Source organism: Loktanella sp. PT4BL, assembly GCF_003201935.1.
Classification (GTDB): domain Bacteria; phylum Pseudomonadota; class Alphaproteobacteria; order Rhodobacterales; family Rhodobacteraceae; genus Yoonia.
Map to the genome: position 1 here is coordinate 759021 of NZ_QJJL01000001.1, position 15483 is coordinate 774503.

The 15483-nt window shown below is 58.1% G+C and carries 14 protein-coding genes; 11 read left to right on the plus strand and 3 right to left on the minus strand.

The features are described 5' to 3' along the window. Positions 1-81 precede the first annotated feature (81 nt). From topA to tldD, 3 genes are all read right to left on the minus strand, one after another. Positions 82-2682, minus strand: a complete 2601-nt coding sequence (topA, locus tag C7964_RS03695; protein WP_110278285.1) for a type I DNA topoisomerase — start codon at positions 2680-2682, stop codon at positions 82-84. A 105-nt stretch (positions 2683-2787) separates the two neighbouring features. Continuing rightward, complete coding sequence (gene dprA, locus C7964_RS03700) at positions 2788-3918, minus strand: DNA-processing protein DprA (RefSeq protein ID WP_181417096.1); 1131 nt, start codon at positions 3916-3918, stop codon at positions 2788-2790. Positions 3919-4085: 167 nt separating this feature from the next. Beyond that, positions 4086-5507, minus strand: a complete 1422-nt coding sequence (tldD, locus tag C7964_RS03705) for a metalloprotease TldD (protein ID WP_110278564.1) — start codon at positions 5505-5507, stop codon at positions 4086-4088. A 183-nt stretch (positions 5508-5690) separates the two neighbouring features. Here tldD and coxB point away from each other — a divergent pair, with 183 nt between their 5' ends. The 11 genes from coxB to C7964_RS03760 all read left to right on the plus strand — a co-directional run bounded on the left by coxB (position 5691) and on the right by C7964_RS03760 (position 15482). Next, complete coding sequence (gene coxB / locus C7964_RS03710) at positions 5691-6515, plus strand: cytochrome c oxidase subunit II (RefSeq protein WP_110278286.1); 825 nt, start codon at positions 5691-5693, stop codon at positions 6513-6515. A 92-nt stretch (positions 6516-6607) separates the two neighbouring features. Next, complete coding sequence (gene cyoE / locus C7964_RS03715) at positions 6608-7543, plus strand: heme o synthase (protein ID WP_110278287.1); 936 nt, start codon at positions 6608-6610, stop codon at positions 7541-7543. Further along, the gene (locus C7964_RS03720) at positions 7540-7743 is read left to right on the plus strand and encodes a cytochrome c oxidase system small membrane protein (protein WP_110278288.1); all 204 of its coding nucleotides are present in this window, start codon (positions 7540-7542) and stop codon (positions 7741-7743) included. The genes cyoE and C7964_RS03720 overlap by 4 nt, the downstream gene beginning before the upstream one ends. Further along, on the plus strand, positions 7740-8354 hold the full coding sequence (locus C7964_RS03725; protein WP_110278289.1) for a cytochrome c oxidase assembly protein: 615 nt from the start codon (positions 7740-7742) through the stop codon (positions 8352-8354). The genes C7964_RS03720 and C7964_RS03725 overlap by 4 nt, the downstream gene beginning before the upstream one ends. A gap of 26 nt (positions 8355-8380) precedes the next feature. Then, positions 8381-9184, plus strand: coding sequence for a cytochrome c oxidase subunit 3 (locus tag C7964_RS03730; RefSeq protein ID WP_055296092.1), 804 nt, complete (start codon positions 8381-8383; stop codon positions 9182-9184). A gap of 93 nt (positions 9185-9277) precedes the next feature. Then, complete coding sequence (locus C7964_RS03735; protein WP_110278290.1) at positions 9278-9955, plus strand: SURF1 family protein; 678 nt, start codon at positions 9278-9280, stop codon at positions 9953-9955. A gap of 5 nt (positions 9956-9960) precedes the next feature. Continuing rightward, positions 9961-11346 carry a threonine synthase gene (gene thrC / locus C7964_RS03740; protein ID WP_110278291.1) on the plus strand — a complete coding sequence of 462 codons (1386 nt, stop codon included), beginning with the start codon at positions 9961-9963 and terminating at the stop codon, positions 11344-11346. Continuing rightward, positions 11343-12611 carry a M16 family metallopeptidase gene (locus tag C7964_RS03745; RefSeq protein WP_110278292.1) on the plus strand — a complete coding sequence of 423 codons (1269 nt, stop codon included), beginning with the start codon at positions 11343-11345 and terminating at the stop codon, positions 12609-12611. Before thrC ends, C7964_RS03745 begins: the two co-directional genes overlap by 4 nt. Further along, positions 12611-13195 carry a GNAT family N-acetyltransferase gene (locus tag C7964_RS03750; protein WP_055296088.1) on the plus strand — a complete coding sequence of 195 codons (585 nt, stop codon included), beginning with the start codon at positions 12611-12613 and terminating at the stop codon, positions 13193-13195. The genes C7964_RS03745 and C7964_RS03750 overlap by 1 nt, the downstream gene beginning before the upstream one ends. Before the next feature lie 29 nt (positions 13196-13224). After that, entirely contained in the window at positions 13225-13989 is a 765-nt protein-coding gene (locus C7964_RS03755; RefSeq protein WP_110278293.1) for an SDR family NAD(P)-dependent oxidoreductase, read from the plus strand. Positions 13990-14048: 59 nt separating this feature from the next. Further along, entirely contained in the window at positions 14049-15482 is a 1434-nt protein-coding gene (locus C7964_RS03760) for an FAD-binding oxidoreductase (RefSeq protein WP_110278294.1), read from the plus strand. The last annotated feature ends 1 nt before the right edge of the window (position 15483 follow it).

Sequence of the window (15483 nt, forward strand, 5' to 3'; positions counted from 1 at the left end):
CGAACTCTCCGGCGTGATTTGCACAAGTAGTGCCGCCCAACACCGGGAGAGTCAATAAATTGCCGCGACGCAGAATTGCCCTCAGCCGGCTTTCTTGGCCGCCGGTTTCTTTTTGGTGGCAGCGGTCTTCTTGGCGGGGGCTTTCTTGCGGGCCGGTTTCTTTTTGCCGGCCTTCTCGGCGCGCTCGTCAATCAGATGCACCGCCTGCGCCAGCGTCAGTTCGGACGGCTCAATGGTGTCAGGGATCGTCGCGTTGATCTTTTCCCATTTCACGTAAGGCCCGTATTTGCCGTCATAAATATTGACGGGACCGCCAGCTTCGGGGTGTTCGCCCAATTCACGGATCGGCACAGCTGCTTTGCCACGTGCACCGCGTGACGCCACTTTCTCCGCCAAGAGCTGTACCGCGCGGTTCATCCCCACGGTCCAGACCTCATCAATGCTCTCAAGGTTGGCGTTGGTCCCACCGCGATGCGAAGTGCTTTCGGCATGTTTCAGGTATGGTCCGTAGCGTCCGATATTGGCCCAGACCGGAATGCCATCTTCGGGGTGCGGGCCAAGTTCACGTGGCAGCGACAGCAGCATCAGTGCCTGATCAAGTGTCACATCCTCTGGCTCCCACTCCGCAGGGATACCCTGACGGGGTGGTTTTTTGTTCTCTTCCGTCACTTCCCCGCGCTGGGCGTAGGGGCCAAAACGGCCTTTGAAGATGCGGATTTCGTCGCCATCATCAATGCCCAACAGCTTACCCTCTGGCGGGATGGCCGAGGCTTCGGCCTCTGGATTGGGTGGGCCGAAGGGCCTTGTATAGCGGCATTCAGGATAGTTCGAACACCCGATAAAGGCCCCGCCAGAGCGTGCCGTGCGCATTGACAGACGCCCTGCGCCACAGTTGGGGCACAGGCGTGGATCGCTGCCGTCCTCGGTGGGCGGGAAAAGATGGGGTTCCAGCACCTCGTTGATTTTTTCCAGCACCTCGGTGATGCGCAAATCGGCGGTTTCGGCGATCGCCGCCGAGAAATCGCGCCAGAACCGCGCCAGCACCTTTTTATAGTCAGCCGCGCCTGCGCTGACCTCATCAAGCTGGTTTTCGAGATCAGCGGTGAAGTCGTAACCGATGTATTTGCGGAAATAATTGGTCAAAAAGGCCGTTACCAAGCGCCCTTTATCCTGCGGGATCAGACGGTTCTTGTCCTTCTCGACATAACCGCGATCCTGAATCGTGGTCACGATGGATGCATAGGTCGACGGGCGGCCGATCCCCAATTCTTCCATGCGCTTGACGAGCGTCGCTTCTGTATAGCGGGGCGGTGGCTGTGTGAAATGCTGTTCGGGATCAACCGACTTTTTCTCGGCCTTTTCGCCTGCGGTCAGTTGCGGCAGGCGCTTGTCATCATCATCGACAACCGTGTCGTCCTTGCCTTCCTCGTAGATCGCGATGAAGCCGTCAAAGACCATCACTTGCCCGTTCGCGCGCAGTACGACCTGTTCATCGGCGCTGGTGATATCAACGACAGTGCGTTCCAGCTGCGCGGCGGCCATTTGGCTGGCTATCGTGCGTTTGTAGATCAGGTCATAGAGCTTACGCTGATCAGCGTCGGCGATTTTGGCATCTTCGGTACTAACCGACATTTCGGTCGGGCGGATGCACTCGTGTGCTTCCTGCGCGTTCTTGGCTTTGTTCTTGTAGAGACGCGGCTGGTCGGGCAGATATTTTTCGCCGAATTTTGCCTTGATCGCATCGCGGGCGCCTGTGACAGCCTCGGGCGCCATGTCGATACCGTCGGTCCGCATGTATGTAATCAGGCCCGCCTCATAAAGACGCTGGGCGACACTCATCGTTTGTTTCGCGCCCATGCCGAATTTGCGGCTGGCCTCTTGCTGCAAGGTTGAGGTCATGAAAGGCGGCGAAGGGTTGCGGGTGGCCGGTTTCGCCTCGACTGACTGGATGACCAGATCGCGCGAATTGATGGCCTGCACAGCCATTTCGGCCTGTGTCGCGTTGCCTAAATCAAACTTGTCGAGCTTTTTGCCAGCAAGTGTGGTCAGGCGTGCCTCAAACGTCTGGCCGCGCGGAGACTGCAAAAGCGCCTTGACTGTCCAGTACTCCTGACTGCGGAACGCTTCGATTTCCATCTCGCGCTCGACGATGATGCGCAGACAGACCGATTGGACGCGGCCGGCGGATTTCGCACCGGGCAGTTTGCGCCACAAGACAGGTGAAAGGTTGAACCCCACCAGATAATCCAGCGCGCGGCGTGCGAGATAGGCATCGACCAAAGGTTCATCAACCTGACGGGGATTCTTCATTGCCTCTGTGACGGCGGATTTCGTGATGGCGTTGAACACCACACGGCTGACGGGCGTGTCTTTCTTGATCGCTTTCTTGGCAATCAGCGCCTCTGTCAGGTGCCATGAGATCGCTTCGCCTTCGCGGTCGGGGTCGGTTGCGAGTATCAGCTCATTGTCGTTTTTCAGCGCGTCAACGATTGCTTTGATGTGCTTTTTGCTGTCCGCCGCAATTTCCCATTTCATGTCGAAATCTTCATCAGGCAGGACGGATCCATCCTTTGGCGGTAGGTCGCGGACGTGTCCGTAGGACGCGAGAACAGTATAGTTGCTGCCCAGATAGCCGTTTATTTTCTTGGCCTTCGCAGGGGATTCGACAACGACAACGGGCATGAGAATCCTTTACAGACAATACGGTTCCTTAAGTCGCGCAAGATGTGGCGTCTGCCTGCCGAATGTCAATGAGGGTAAAAATCTTTGCGCGTGACTGCCGTATTCTCAGAGAACGCGGGCCAGTAAACCACCCGCATGCCGCGTGATTTTGCCATCGAGTTCCAAATCGATCAGGACGGGTGCGACGTCTGTCGCTGTCACTTTGATGTCACGCATCAGCTGGTCTTCGGCGATCGGTGCGGCGCTGAGGCGGGACAGAATTTCCGAATGCAGGGCCGCGATATCGCGCAGCGTTCTTTCCTGTGGCGCAGCTTCAGGTAGATCAGGTGCGGGCGCCTCTACGACCGGTGTCAATGCATCGATGACATCTTCAGCGCAGCGGACAAGCGTTGCACCATCGCGGATCAACAGGTTGCACCCCCAAGCACGGGCATCAAGCGGGTGCCCCGGCACAGCCAGAACATCACGCCCCTGATCCAGCGCATTGCGGGCGGTGATCAGGCTACCGGATTTTCCTGCGGCCTCGACCACAACGACGGCGCGGGCAAGACCGGAAATGATTCTGTTGCGCATGGGAAAATGCCGCGCCTGCGGCTGAAGCCCCATCGGCATTTCTGACAGACGCACGCCGCGTTTTGCGATGTCTTGCGCCAGTTGCGTGTTTTCTGCGGGATATATTGTGTCGACACCGCCGGCCATGACAGCAATAGTACCGCCGGCAAGCGCGCCGTGGTGGGCCGCCGCATCAATGCCGCGCGCAAGGCCCGAAACCACCGCAAAGCCAGATTTTGTCAAATCCTCGGCCAGTCGTTTCGCCATGCGTGTCCCGAGGGACGATGCATTCCGCGCGCCAACAAGTGCGATCATCGGCCTTTGTAAAAGCGCCGTCTGTCCCAGCACCCACATCAGTGGTGGCGCATCGGCAATGTCGTAAAGGGCCGAAGGATAGGCCGGTGATCCGTGCATCACCAATTGCGCCCCTGCGGCCTTACCTGCTTTGAGTTCCGCCCTGACCACGCCTTCTGGACAGATTTCGTAGCCGCTGACACCAGCGGCTTTCGCGACATCTGGCAAGGCGCGCAATGCATCAGCCGCGCTGCCGTGTTCTGCCAGCAGACGGTGATATGTCGCAACGCCAACCCGACGTGATCGCAATAGGCGGAGCCGGTTGAACAGATCCTCTTCCGTGGTGGGTAGGAGTGGGGGGTGAGTGGAAGAAACTTGTGTTCCGGTCATCCTGTAGGCTCCGCCATATTGCAAAGCTACTTTAGGATGAACGGGGTTAACGAGTTCTTACCGGATTTGCATTAAATTCGTCAAAAATGCAGGTTTCCCGAAGTCCTTGCGCGGCAATACCGAAAAATAGCTCCACTCTGCCGCGCCAAACCAATGGCGGCACCCAATTATGCAGCCGCGCCACCCACCGTTAGCCCGCCGATCAGTAAGCTTGGCTGCCCGACACCAACCGGCACCCACTGGCCCGCCTTTCCGCAGTTGCCAATCCCGGGGTCAAGCGCAAGGTCATTGCCGATCCCGCGTATATGTTTCAGCGCCGTCGCTCCGTCACCAATCAATGTGGCGCCTTTGACGGGGGCACCGACCACACCGTTCTTGACGCGGTAGGCCTCGGTGCAGCTGAAGACGAATTTGCCGTTGGTGATATCGACCTGACCGCCACCAAACCCCACAGCATAGATCCCGTCCTTGAGATCAGCGACAAGGCTTTCAGGTGCGGCGTCACCGGCCAGCATATAGGTATTGGTCATGCGCGGCATGGGCGCATGGGCGAAACTCTCGCGCCGTCCATTGCCAGTCGGTGCGACCCCCATCAGGCGGGCGTTCTGGCGGTCCTGCATATAGCCGACCAAAACACCGTCCTCGATCAATGTGTTTTTGGCGCTGGGCGTGCCTTCGTCATCTACCGTGATCGACCCGCGTCTGTCAGGGATTGTGCCATCATCCAGCACGGTCACACCTTTGGCGGCGATCTGCTGGCCCATCAGGCCTGCAAAGGCGCTTGATCCCTTGCGATTGAAATCACCCTCAAGGCCGTGGCCGATTGCCTCGTGCAGCAGAATGCCGGGCCATCCCGGGCCGAGCACGACATCCATAACACCCGCAGGCGCAGGTTCGGCATCAAGATTGACCAAGGCAATACGCAGCGCTTCGCGTGCAACAGGTTCCCAATGGTCACGCCCGATCAGCCCGATCAGGCCCGCACGACCACCGCCGCCCATACCGCCACTTTCACGCTTGCCGTTTTCCTCGACGATCACGCTGATGTTGAGGCGCGACATCGGGCGGGTGTCGGTCACAAGCGTGCCTTCGGGGCGCAGAATCAGGACTTCCTGGTGAGACGCGGCGATGGTTGCTGATACCTGCACGACACGCGGATCAAGTGCACGGGCGAAGGCGTCTATTTCGCGCAGAAGGTCGATCTTCGCAGGAAAGGTGGCCTGCAGCATTGGGTCATCATCGGAATAGAGCTTACGATTTGTACCGGCAGGGGCTGCGGACATGGTGCCGCCGCCGTCTCCGACGGCAAGCCGCGCGGTGGCAACGGCACGTTTCAGGGCATGTTCGTCAATGGTGGTGGAATGGGCATATCCTGCGGTTTCTCCCCGCACGGCGCGCAGGCCGAACCCTTCGGATGCATCAAAACTGGCGGTTTTGATGCGCCCGTCGTCAAACGAGATCACCTCGGACTTGCGCCGTTCCAGAAAGAGCTCACCATCATCGGCGCCAGCGGTCGCTTCACGCAACAGCAAAAGTGCCGTATCCTGATCTAGATTGGTTTCAAACGGGCGAAACGGGTCTGCGGACATGGGTTTTTCCTTGTGCGGCGTGAATTTTGTCACGAAAGCGTCTGTTTGACGCAATAGCAGTTCTTGAGTTGTGCGTTAGGATATGGGACACGGTCTGTCGAATACAATGGGATTCCGTCCGTAGCCCGAATGGAATCGCCCGGGAGACGCACCATCGCAGGTGCAAATAAGATAGGGTACGATATGCGTTTGAACACCTTTGCAACGTCGCTTTGGACCACCGCCGGTCTGCTGATGGCGGGAACATCAGCAACAGCACAGCAGGTAAACCAAGAGCTTGAGATTGTGGGCCGACCAGTTGATCGCGGCATGGGCTTTCAGCCGTCTGCAACCGAACTGGCGCGCGATGTGGTTTGGCTCGACAACATGCTTTTGGTGATTATCACCATTATCACATTGTTTGTAACCGCACTGCTGGCGTGGGTCGTGATCCGCTATAACCACAAGCGCAACCCTGAACCCGCGACATTCACGCATAACTCGCCGCTCGAAGTCGCATGGACGGTAGTGCCGGTTGTGATCCTTGTCTTTATCGGTGCGTTTTCGCTGCCCGTGCTGTTCAAACAGCAGGAGATCCCCGAGGCGGATATTACAATCAAGGTCACCGGCTATCAGTGGTACTGGGGTTATGAGTACGTCGATCATGACTTCGGTTTCGAAAGCTACATGCTGGCCCGCGAAGAACTCGAAGAATACGGCTACAGTCAGGAAGAGTATCTTTTGGCAACTGACACGGCGGTTGTTGTGCCTGTCGGTGCAACAGTTGTGATGCAGGTAACTGCGGCTGACGTGATCCACTCCTGGACGATCCCGGCCTTTGGCGTGAAGCAGGACGCGGTGCCCGGCCGTCTGGCCGAACTGTGGTTTGCTGCTGAGCGTGAAGGGATCTTCTTCGGCCAGTGTTCCGAGCTTTGCGGTAAAGACCACGCCTATATGCCGATTACCGTAAAAGTCGTCAGCCAAGAGACATATGACGCTTGGCTCGCTGAGGCGACCGGCACATCCTAAGTGTGAGGGCGGGTTCAGACCCGCCTTGCATTCTTTGACAGGTCCAAAACATAAGGTGGGTGTTCACCCACCGCCCTATGACAAGGTTTGGCATGAGCGACATTAGCGCATCTGAAAGCACATATGAGGCGAACATGGGCGATTACTTTGCCCTGTTAAAGCCGCGTGTCATGTCACTCGTTGTGTTCACAGGGCTTGTCGGGTTGCTTGTCGCGCCCGTGCCGGTCCATCCTTTTATCGGTTTCGTGGCAATCCTGTGTATCGCCGTGGGCGCAGGGGCGTCGGGCGCGCTGAACATGTGGTGGGATGCTGACATCGACGCGCGCATGCGCCGCACTGCCGGACGGCCGATCCCTTCGGGGCGCGTGGCACCGGGTGAGGCACTGGGCATCGGTTTGGCACTCTCCGGGTTTGCGGTGGTGCTTTTGGCGCTGGCGACAAACTTCCTCGCGGCGTTCCTGCTGCTTTTCACGATCTTCTTTTATGCCGTCGTCTACTCGATGTGGCTGAAACGGGCGACCCCGCAGAACATCGTCATAGGTGGCGCGGCAGGTGCCTTCCCGCCGATGATCGGCTGGGCCGTGGCGACCGGCGGCGTCAGTATCGAAAGTGTGCTGATGTTCGCGTTGATTTTCATGTGGACACCACCGCATTTCTGGGCGCTCGCGCTGTTTGTAAAGTCGGACTACGGGAACGCCGGTATACCGATGCTGACCGAAACGCACGGGCGGGATTCAACGCGCCGGCATGTTTTGGTCTACACGCTGCTGCTGGTTCCTGTCGCAATCGGGCTTGGTTTCACGTCGATCGGTGGCCCGTTCTATCTAGCGATTGCGGTTTGGATGAATGTGTGGTTCCTCAAGGGGGCCTTTGATATCTGGCGGCGTGATGACGCGGCCTGCGAAGCCGACAAGCACAAGGTCGAAATCAAGGTCTTCAAGGTTTCTCTTTACTATCTGTTTGCGCATTTCGGTGCGCTCCTCGTCGAAGCGGCACTGCGGCTTTACGGGATTGGAGGCTGGTCATGACTCTGCATGTCGAACACGAACTGCATACGCGGCGCAAAGGCCGCAACTATGGGCTTGGGCTTATCTTGGCGGGTTTTATCGCCGTGATCTTTGGTCTGACTGTGGTGAAAGTTCTTGAACTGGGAAACGCGAACCAGTTCGAACGTTTTGACCACGTGGCCCGACCACAGCTTATTCCAGAAGAAGGGGCAGGCGAATGAAACTGTTTCCTAACCTGCAAGGGACAAACAGAACGCTGGTACAGACAGTCTCGGTCGTGATCCTCATGGGCGGCCTTGCTTGGGCATCGGTGCCTTTTTATGACTGGTTCTGCCGTGTCACAGGGTTTGGCGGCGCGACCAATGTCGCCGAAACAGGCAGCGATGTGATCCTTGATGAAACCATCAAGGTCCGTTTTGACGCCTCTCTTGCCCGTGACATGCCGTGGACCTTCAAACCTGAAGTCCGCGAAATGGAAATCCGTATCGGCGAAACGGGGCTCGCGTTTTACGAGGCGCACAACCCGCTGGATGTGCCGATTGCGGGGCAGGCGGCCTACAACGTCACCCCTTACGAGGCGGGTGCGTTTTTCGACAAGATCGAATGCTTCTGTTTCACCGAGCAAGTCCTGATGCCAGGCGAGACCGTGATGATGCCGGTGAGCTTCTTTGTGGACCCCGCCATCGTGGATGACCGCGAAGGGCAGTACGTGCATACGATCACGCTGAGCTATACCTTCTACGAAATCGACCTGCCGGAAGAAGAAATCCAAGCCTCACTTGCACCGCAAGCTTTGACACCCGCGTCACAAGACGCCATACAAAACAACTAAAGACCAGCCTATAGGGAACGCACCACATGGCGCATGCAAAGAACCACGACTACCATATTTTGCCACCATCAATCTGGCCGCTTATGTCCGGATTGGGCGCTTTCATCATGCTGTTTGGTGCCGTCATCTGGATGCACGGATCAGGGCCATACATGTTCCTGATCGGCCTTGCGGCTGTTCTCTACGTCATGTTCGCATGGTGGTCAGAAGTTGTTGCTGAAAGCAACGCAGGTGATCACACACCGGTTGTCCGGATCGGCCTGCGCTACGGTTTCATCATGTTCATCATGTCGGAAGTGATGTTCTTCGCCGCATGGTTCTGGTCGTTCTTCAAGCACACGCTTTATCCCATGAACGAATATGCGGGCACAACATACGTTGCCCCCGAGTTCTATCAGGTCGATGCGTTTCACCTTCCGCTGATCAACACACTCGTTCTGCTGTGTTCCGGCATGGCAGTAACGTGGGCGCACCACGCACTGGTCCATGAAAACAACCGCAAAGACCTGCAGAACGGTCTGTTGCTGGCGGTTGTTCTGGGCATCCTGTTCACCGGCCTTCAGGCCTACGAATACTGGTATCTGCTGGTCGAGCAGGACTGGACATTCGGCGGCGACAAGTTCTTCTCCAACTTCTTTATGGCCACAGGTTTCCACGGCTTTCACGTGATCATCGGTACGATATTCCTTTTCGTTTGCTATCTGCGCGCACGGGCAGGGCACTTTACACCGGAACGGCATGTCGGTTTTGAGGCAGCAGCCTGGTACTGGCACTTCGTTGATGTGGTCTGGCTGTTCCTGTTCTTCGCCGTCTACATCTGGGGCATTTAAGTGCGCCTTATGTAAGGTAGATCTTGATCCACGGTGCAAAATTCACAAACGCGCGGGTTCAATCTCGCGCGTTTTTACAATCAAGGGCGCAAGATGCTGCGTAAAATTCTGTTCCCCCTGATCCTTGGCATTGCCGGGTGTGGAGTCTTGGTCAGTCTCGGCCTTTGGCAGGTTGAGCGTTTGGCATGGAAAGAAGAAATTCTCGCCGAGATTGATCAGCGCTTGGCCGCAGCGCCCGTCCCTTTGACGCGGTTTGTGAATGAACAAAGTGATGAGTATTCGCGTGTTTCCGTCACCGGTCGCCCGACCGGAGAAGAGCTTCACGTGTTGGTGTCGGGCACCGAGGCGGGGACCGGATACCGTGTGATTTCACGGTTCGAAACCGATATCGGACCGATCCTCTTGGATCAGGGTCTTTTACCGCTCGAGGACAAGGACGCAGCCCCTCTGCTTGTGCAAATGCGGATGGTTGGGACACTCTTGTGGCCCGATGACCAGAACGACAGCACGCCTGAACCGGATCTCGCCAGCAATATCTGGTTTGCCCGTAACGTCGAAACCATGGCCGAGGCGCTCGATACCCAGCCACTGATGGTTGTGGTCAGCCAGACGTCACCCGCCGATCCGCGGCTGACGCCACTGCCTGTGAACACGGCAACCATCAAGAATGACCATTTTGAATATGCTGTCACATGGTTCTTGCTGGCCGCAGTCTGGGCGATTATGACCCTGTTCCTGATATTCCGGACGACACGCCAAAAGGACGCCTGACAGTTATGCGCTACATCTCGACCCGCGGGACAGCACCCTCGTTAAGCTTTGAAGAAGCGATGTTGACCGGTTTGGCGCGCGACGGCGGGCTATATGTACCGGAAGAAGTGCCAACGCTGAGCCATGCGCAGATCGCGACCATGGCAGGCAAATCCTATGAAGATGTGGCCTTTGACGTGATGCGCCCCTTCATCGGTGACACGTTTACCGATGCCGAATTCCGCAAGCTGATTGCCCAGGCCTATGCCGGTTTCGGCCATGCAGCGCGCGCGCCTTTGGTGCAGCTCGATAGCAACCATTTCCTGCTGGAACTGTTTCACGGTCCCACGCTTGCGTTCAAAGACTTCGCGATGCAGCTGATCGGCCAGATGTTTCAGGCTGCGCTGACACGGTCGGGGGATCGCGTGACAATCGTGGGCGCGACCTCGGGTGATACGGGCTCTGCCGCGATCGAGGCGTTCCGCGGTCTGAAGGCCGTCGATGTCTTTATCATGTACCCCCACGGTCGCGTGTCCGAGGTGCAGCGCCGCCAGATGACCACGCCAAACGAAAGCAACGTGCATGCGCTGGCCGTGGATGGTGATTTTGATGATTGCCAAGCCGCCGTCAAAGATATGTTCAACGATTTCGCTTTCCGAGAAGAGGTGAAGCTGGCCGGCGTGAACTCGATCAATTGGGGCCGAGTTCTGGCGCAGGTGGTTTATTACTTCACAGCCGCTGTATCGCTTGGTGCACCGCACCGCGAAGTCAGCTTTACAGTACCGACAGGAAACTTCGGTGATATTTTCGCAGGCTACATTGCCAAGAAAATGGGTCTGCCGATTGCTGATCTGGTGGTTGCAACCAACCGCAACGATATTCTGCACCGCACGCTGCAAACCGGTGCCTACACCAAAGAAGGCGTGGAACCTACCATCAGCCCCTCGATGGATATTCAAGTCAGCTCGAACTTCGAGCGCGCTTTGTTTGATGCCTACGGGCGTGATGGTGCCGCTGTTGCCAGCCAGATGGAAGATCTGAAAAAGGGTGGTTTCGAGATCAGCCAAGGCGCCTATCAGATGTTGAAGGATACCTTCAAATCAGGCCGCGCCTCTGAGGAAGAAACACAGGCTGCGATCAAGACCTATCTGGCAAACCATGGCGAACTCTTGTGCCCGCATACCGCCGTCGGTGTGCATGTGGCCGAAGCATATCTAGGCGCTACACCGATGGTCACGCTCGCCACGGCACACCCCGCGAAATTCCCCGATGCGGTGAAAGCGGCCTCTGGTGTTGCGGCCCCTCTTCCACCGCGCATGGCGGACCTGTATGACCGACCCGAGCGCGTTACACGCGTCGGCAATGATCTGGCTGCCATTCAGGCGGTCATCAAGGAACGGATCCAGAATTGACCATTCAACTGCACACGCTGTCCAACGGCTTTCAAATCGTGACCGAACATATGCCTGGACTGAAATCAGCCAGCATTGGCATCTGGGTCCAAGCAGGCGGGCGGCACGAACGGGTTGAGCAGAACGGAATTGCCCATTTTCTTGAACATATGGCGTTCAAGGGCACCAAGACCCGCAGCGCGCTGCAAATTGCCGAAGCCATCGAGGATGTGGGCGGTTATATGAACGCCTACACCAGCCGTGAAATGACCGCTTATTATGCGCGTGTCCTTGAGGACGATGTTGCCCTCGGGCTGGATGTGATTTCGGATATCTTGTTGAATCCCGTCTTTGATCCGGCCGAGATCGAAGTGGAGCGCGGCGTGATCCTGCAAGAGATCGGGCAGGCACTTGATACGCCCGACGATATCATTTTCGACTGGTTGCAAGAAGTGGCCTATCCTGATCAGGCGCTTGGCCGCACGATCCTTGGTCCAACCGAACGCGTCAGCAGCTTTAACCGCGAAGATCTGAAAGGGTTTGTTGCCGAACACTATGGCCCCAACCAGATGATCCTGTCTGCTGCCGGTGCGATAGACCATGATGCGATTGTTGCACAGGCAGAGGCGCTCTTCGGCCATTTGGCCGCCGTGCCGCGTGCGCCCGAACTGATGCAGCCTGCCAAATTTGGCGGCGGTGAGCGGCGCGAGATCAAGGACCTCGAACAGGTGCATTTTGCGCTGGCGCTGGAAGGGCCAACCTATCTGGACCCCGCGATCTATACCGCGCAAATCTATGCCAGCGTCATGGGCGGAGGCATGTCGTCGCGCCTTTTCCAGGAAGTGCGTGAAAAACGCGGGCTGTGCTACACGATCTTTGCGCAGGCGGGGGCCTATGAGGACACGGGCCTGACCACGATCTATGCAGGCACGAGCGCCGAACAAATCGCAGAGCTTGCGAATGTCACCATGGACGAGATGAAGCGCGCCGCCGATGATATGAGTGCTGCGGAAGTCGCCCGTGCGCGCGCGCAGATGAAAGCAGGGCTTTTGATGGGGCTGGAAAGCCCCTCGAACCGTGCCGAACGGCTGGCACGGCTCTTGTCGATCTGGGGGCGCATTCCCAGTATCAGCGAAACGGTTGCGCATATTGATGACGTCACAACCGGTGATGTGAAGGAATTTGCAGGGCAGATGGCGGGACAGGCCGGTACGGCGCTTGCATTTTATGGCCCCGCCGCGGCGGCCCCGTCACTTGAAGCGCTGAAAGCGCGACTGGCGGCCTAATGCTCGGGGCCAAGAAGAAGGTCCGGATCGAAACCGAGCGGCTGACATTGCGCCCGCCGATACATAGTGATTTTCGTGCATGGGCGGCCCTGCGGCGCGACAGCGAAGCCTTTCTGAAACCCTGGGAGCCGACCTGGGCACCTGACCACTTGTCGCGCAAAGCCTTCACCAATCGTGTCTATTGGGCGCAGCGCTCGATTGCGAACGGCACGGCGATGCCGCTTTTTCTGGTGCGGCGCGAAGACAACGGGTTACTCGGCGCAATCACGCTTGATCACATCCGCCGAGGTCCGGCGCAATCGGGCATCACAGGCTATTGGATTGGTGAGCCGTTTGCCCGCCAAGGTTATATGCGTGAGGCCATTCAGGCGGTTGTGCATCATGCGTTCACGGTGATGGATCTCAGCCGGATCGAGGCGGGGTGCCTGCCTGAGAATACAGCTTCGCGCCGTTTGCTCGAGCTGTGTGGCTATAAATACGAAGGTGTGGCGCAAAGCTATCTGCAGATAAACGGACGCTGGCGCAATCATGTGCTTTACGCCAACCTGCGCAGTGACCGGCGCGGCAAGACCGATGTTGGGTAGGGCGCGCGCCTGATAAGGACAAAACGGCCATGACACTTCCGCAAACACCGTCGTTCCGGCTTGACGGCAAACGGGCCTTGGTTGTCGGCGGCTCGTCCGGCATCGGGCTCGGCTGTGCGGTGGCGCTGGCTGATGCAGGGGCCGAGGTGACGGTGGCCGCGCGGAACGCGGCCCGCGTCAGCCAAGTGGTGGCGGAGATGACGGATGCTGGGATGCTGGCGCGGGCGATGGTGATGGATGTTGCTGATGTTGCCGCGACCGAGGCGGCGGTGCTGGCAGAAGGCCCCTTTGATGTGCTGGTGAACGCGGCAGGCTTTGCGATCCACGCGCCTGCTGTCGAGACGAAGGAGGCCGATTTCGATGTTGTCTCGGACATCAATTTCAAAGGGGCCTATTTCCTGACACGTGCCGTGGCTAAGGGCCTGATCGCTGCTAGCAAGCCCGGTAGTCTCATCAACATTTCCAGCCAGATGGCCCATGTGGGCGGAAACGACCGCGCTGTTTATTGCGCCACGAAGTTTGCGGTTGAGGGCTTTACCAAGGCGATGGCGATCGAGTGGGGCAAGCAGGGTATCCGCGTGAATACGATTTGCCCCACGTTTATCCGCACGCCGCTGACCGAAGTGACGTTTTCTGACCCTGACAAAGTGACTTGGCTGTTGAGCAAGATCAAACTGGGCCGTGCAGGCGAGGTCAGTGACATTATGGGTCCTGTGGTCTATCTGGCCTCTGATGCCGCGGCGATGATGACCGGCACCCACATGCTGATCGACGGGGGCTGGACGGCGGATTAATCGTGTTGGACAGTCGCCAAATCCGGTCCATGTAATGGGCTGTTCTGAGGGAATATCATATGCTTAACCCCGTGACGCCGGAATTAGAAGCTAGCCTGCGCGCCTTGCTGCCTGCGGCCACGTTCAAGAATGACACCACACCCTACCTCTCCGAGCCGCGTGGCCGCTGGGCAGGGCAGGGGTTTGTCGTGGCGCCCGCCAGCACCGAAGAGGTCGCAAGCATCGTAAAAGCCTGCGCCGCAGCCCGTATCGGGATCGTCCCCTATAGCGGTGGCACCGGTTTGGTAGGTGGGCAGTTGTTGCAGGAAGGTGCGCGGCCGGTGGTGCTGTCTCTGGAGCGGATGAACCGCATCCGCGAGGTCTACGCATCCGAAAACGTTCTCGTTTGTGATGCAGGTGTCATTCTGGCCGATGTCCAGAAAGCGGCAGAAGACGTGGGGCGTTTGTTCCCGCTGTCACTGGCCTCGGAAGGGTCGGCGCGGGTTGGCGGGTTGCTGGGCACCAACGCGGGCGGCGTGAATGTGCTGCGCTATGGCAATGCGCGCGCTCTCTGTCTGGGGCTTGAGGTGGTGCGTGCGGATGGCAGCATCTGGCACGGGCTGACGCGGCTACGCAAAGACAATACGGGCTATGATCTGCGTGACCTGATGATCGGCGCAGAGGGGACATTGGGGGTCATCACCGGTGCCGCACTCAAGCTGGTGCCGCGCCCAGTTGGCGTGGGAGCGGCGATGATGGCGGTGCCCTCACCTGCGGCAGCTTTGGAGCTTCTGGCGCTTGCGGGTGCGTTGATCGGCGAGGGTGTATCCGCCTTTGAGATCATGCACCGTCAGGGCATGGATTTCCTGACTGAGGTCGGGCCGGAGTATAAACAACCCTTCGCTGAAGTGCCGGAATGGTGTGTGTTGATCGATGTCGGGCTTTCAGCAGGGATCAGCCCCGAAGCGGCGCTTGAGGGGGTGTTTGAAAAAGCGTTCGAGGCAGGGTTGGTGACCGACGGGGTGATCGCACAAAGCCATGCGCAGCGAGATGCTTTTTGGCATATCCGCGAAAGCATTCCAGAAGCGAACCGGCGGATCGGGTCCGTCAGTTCGCATGATATCTCACTCCCGCTGAGCGCGATCCCCGCGTTCATCGCGCAGGGCGAGAAGGCTTTGGCAGAAGTTGGCGCGTTCCGGATCAACTGCTTTGGGCATCTGGGCGATGGTAACCTGCACTATAACGTCTTTCCAATGCCGGGGCGGAGCCGTGCGGACTATGAGGCCGAGCGACCCCAAGTGAAGCGCGTTGTGCATGATCTGGTACATGCCATGGCAGGGTCTGTCAGCGCGGAACACGGAATCGGGCGTCTCAAGGTCAAAGACCTTGAGACTTATGGCGATCCGGTGAAGCTCGACATGCTGCGTGCGATCAAAGATGCGCTGGACCCGCTGGGGATCATGAACCCCGGTGCCGTTTTGCGGCAAAGGCAGATGCCTCCGGCGGAAGTTTGAA

Bases quoted from the DNA above. Each gene is read 5' to 3' on its own strand.
- topA (WP_110278285.1), bottom strand. From the start codon at position 2,682: ATGCCCGTTGTCGTTGTCGAATCCCCTGCGAAGGCCAAGAAAATAAAC.
- dprA (WP_181417096.1), bottom strand. From the start codon at position 3,918: ATGACCGGAACACAAGTTTCTTCCACTCACCCCCCACTCCTACCCACC.
- tldD (WP_110278564.1), bottom strand. From the start codon at position 5,507: ATGTCCGCAGACCCGTTTCGCCCGTTTGAAACCAATCTAGATCAGGAT.
- coxB (WP_110278286.1), top strand. From the start codon at position 5,691: ATGCGTTTGAACACCTTTGCAACGTCGCTTTGGACCACCGCCGGTCTG.
- cyoE (WP_110278287.1), top strand. From the start codon at position 6,608: ATGAGCGACATTAGCGCATCTGAAAGCACATATGAGGCGAACATGGGC.
- C7964_RS03720 (WP_110278288.1), top strand. From the start codon at position 7,540: ATGACTCTGCATGTCGAACACGAACTGCATACGCGGCGCAAAGGCCGC.
- C7964_RS03725 (WP_110278289.1), top strand. From the start codon at position 7,740: ATGAAACTGTTTCCTAACCTGCAAGGGACAAACAGAACGCTGGTACAG.
- C7964_RS03730 (WP_055296092.1), top strand. From the start codon at position 8,381: ATGGCGCATGCAAAGAACCACGACTACCATATTTTGCCACCATCAATC.
- C7964_RS03735 (WP_110278290.1), top strand. From the start codon at position 9,278: ATGCTGCGTAAAATTCTGTTCCCCCTGATCCTTGGCATTGCCGGGTGT.
- thrC (WP_110278291.1), top strand. From the start codon at position 9,961: ATGCGCTACATCTCGACCCGCGGGACAGCACCCTCGTTAAGCTTTGAA.
- C7964_RS03750 (WP_055296088.1), top strand. From the start codon at position 12,611: ATGCTCGGGGCCAAGAAGAAGGTCCGGATCGAAACCGAGCGGCTGACA.
- C7964_RS03755 (WP_110278293.1), top strand. From the start codon at position 13,225: ATGACACTTCCGCAAACACCGTCGTTCCGGCTTGACGGCAAACGGGCC.
- C7964_RS03760 (WP_110278294.1), top strand. From the start codon at position 14,049: ATGCTTAACCCCGTGACGCCGGAATTAGAAGCTAGCCTGCGCGCCTTG.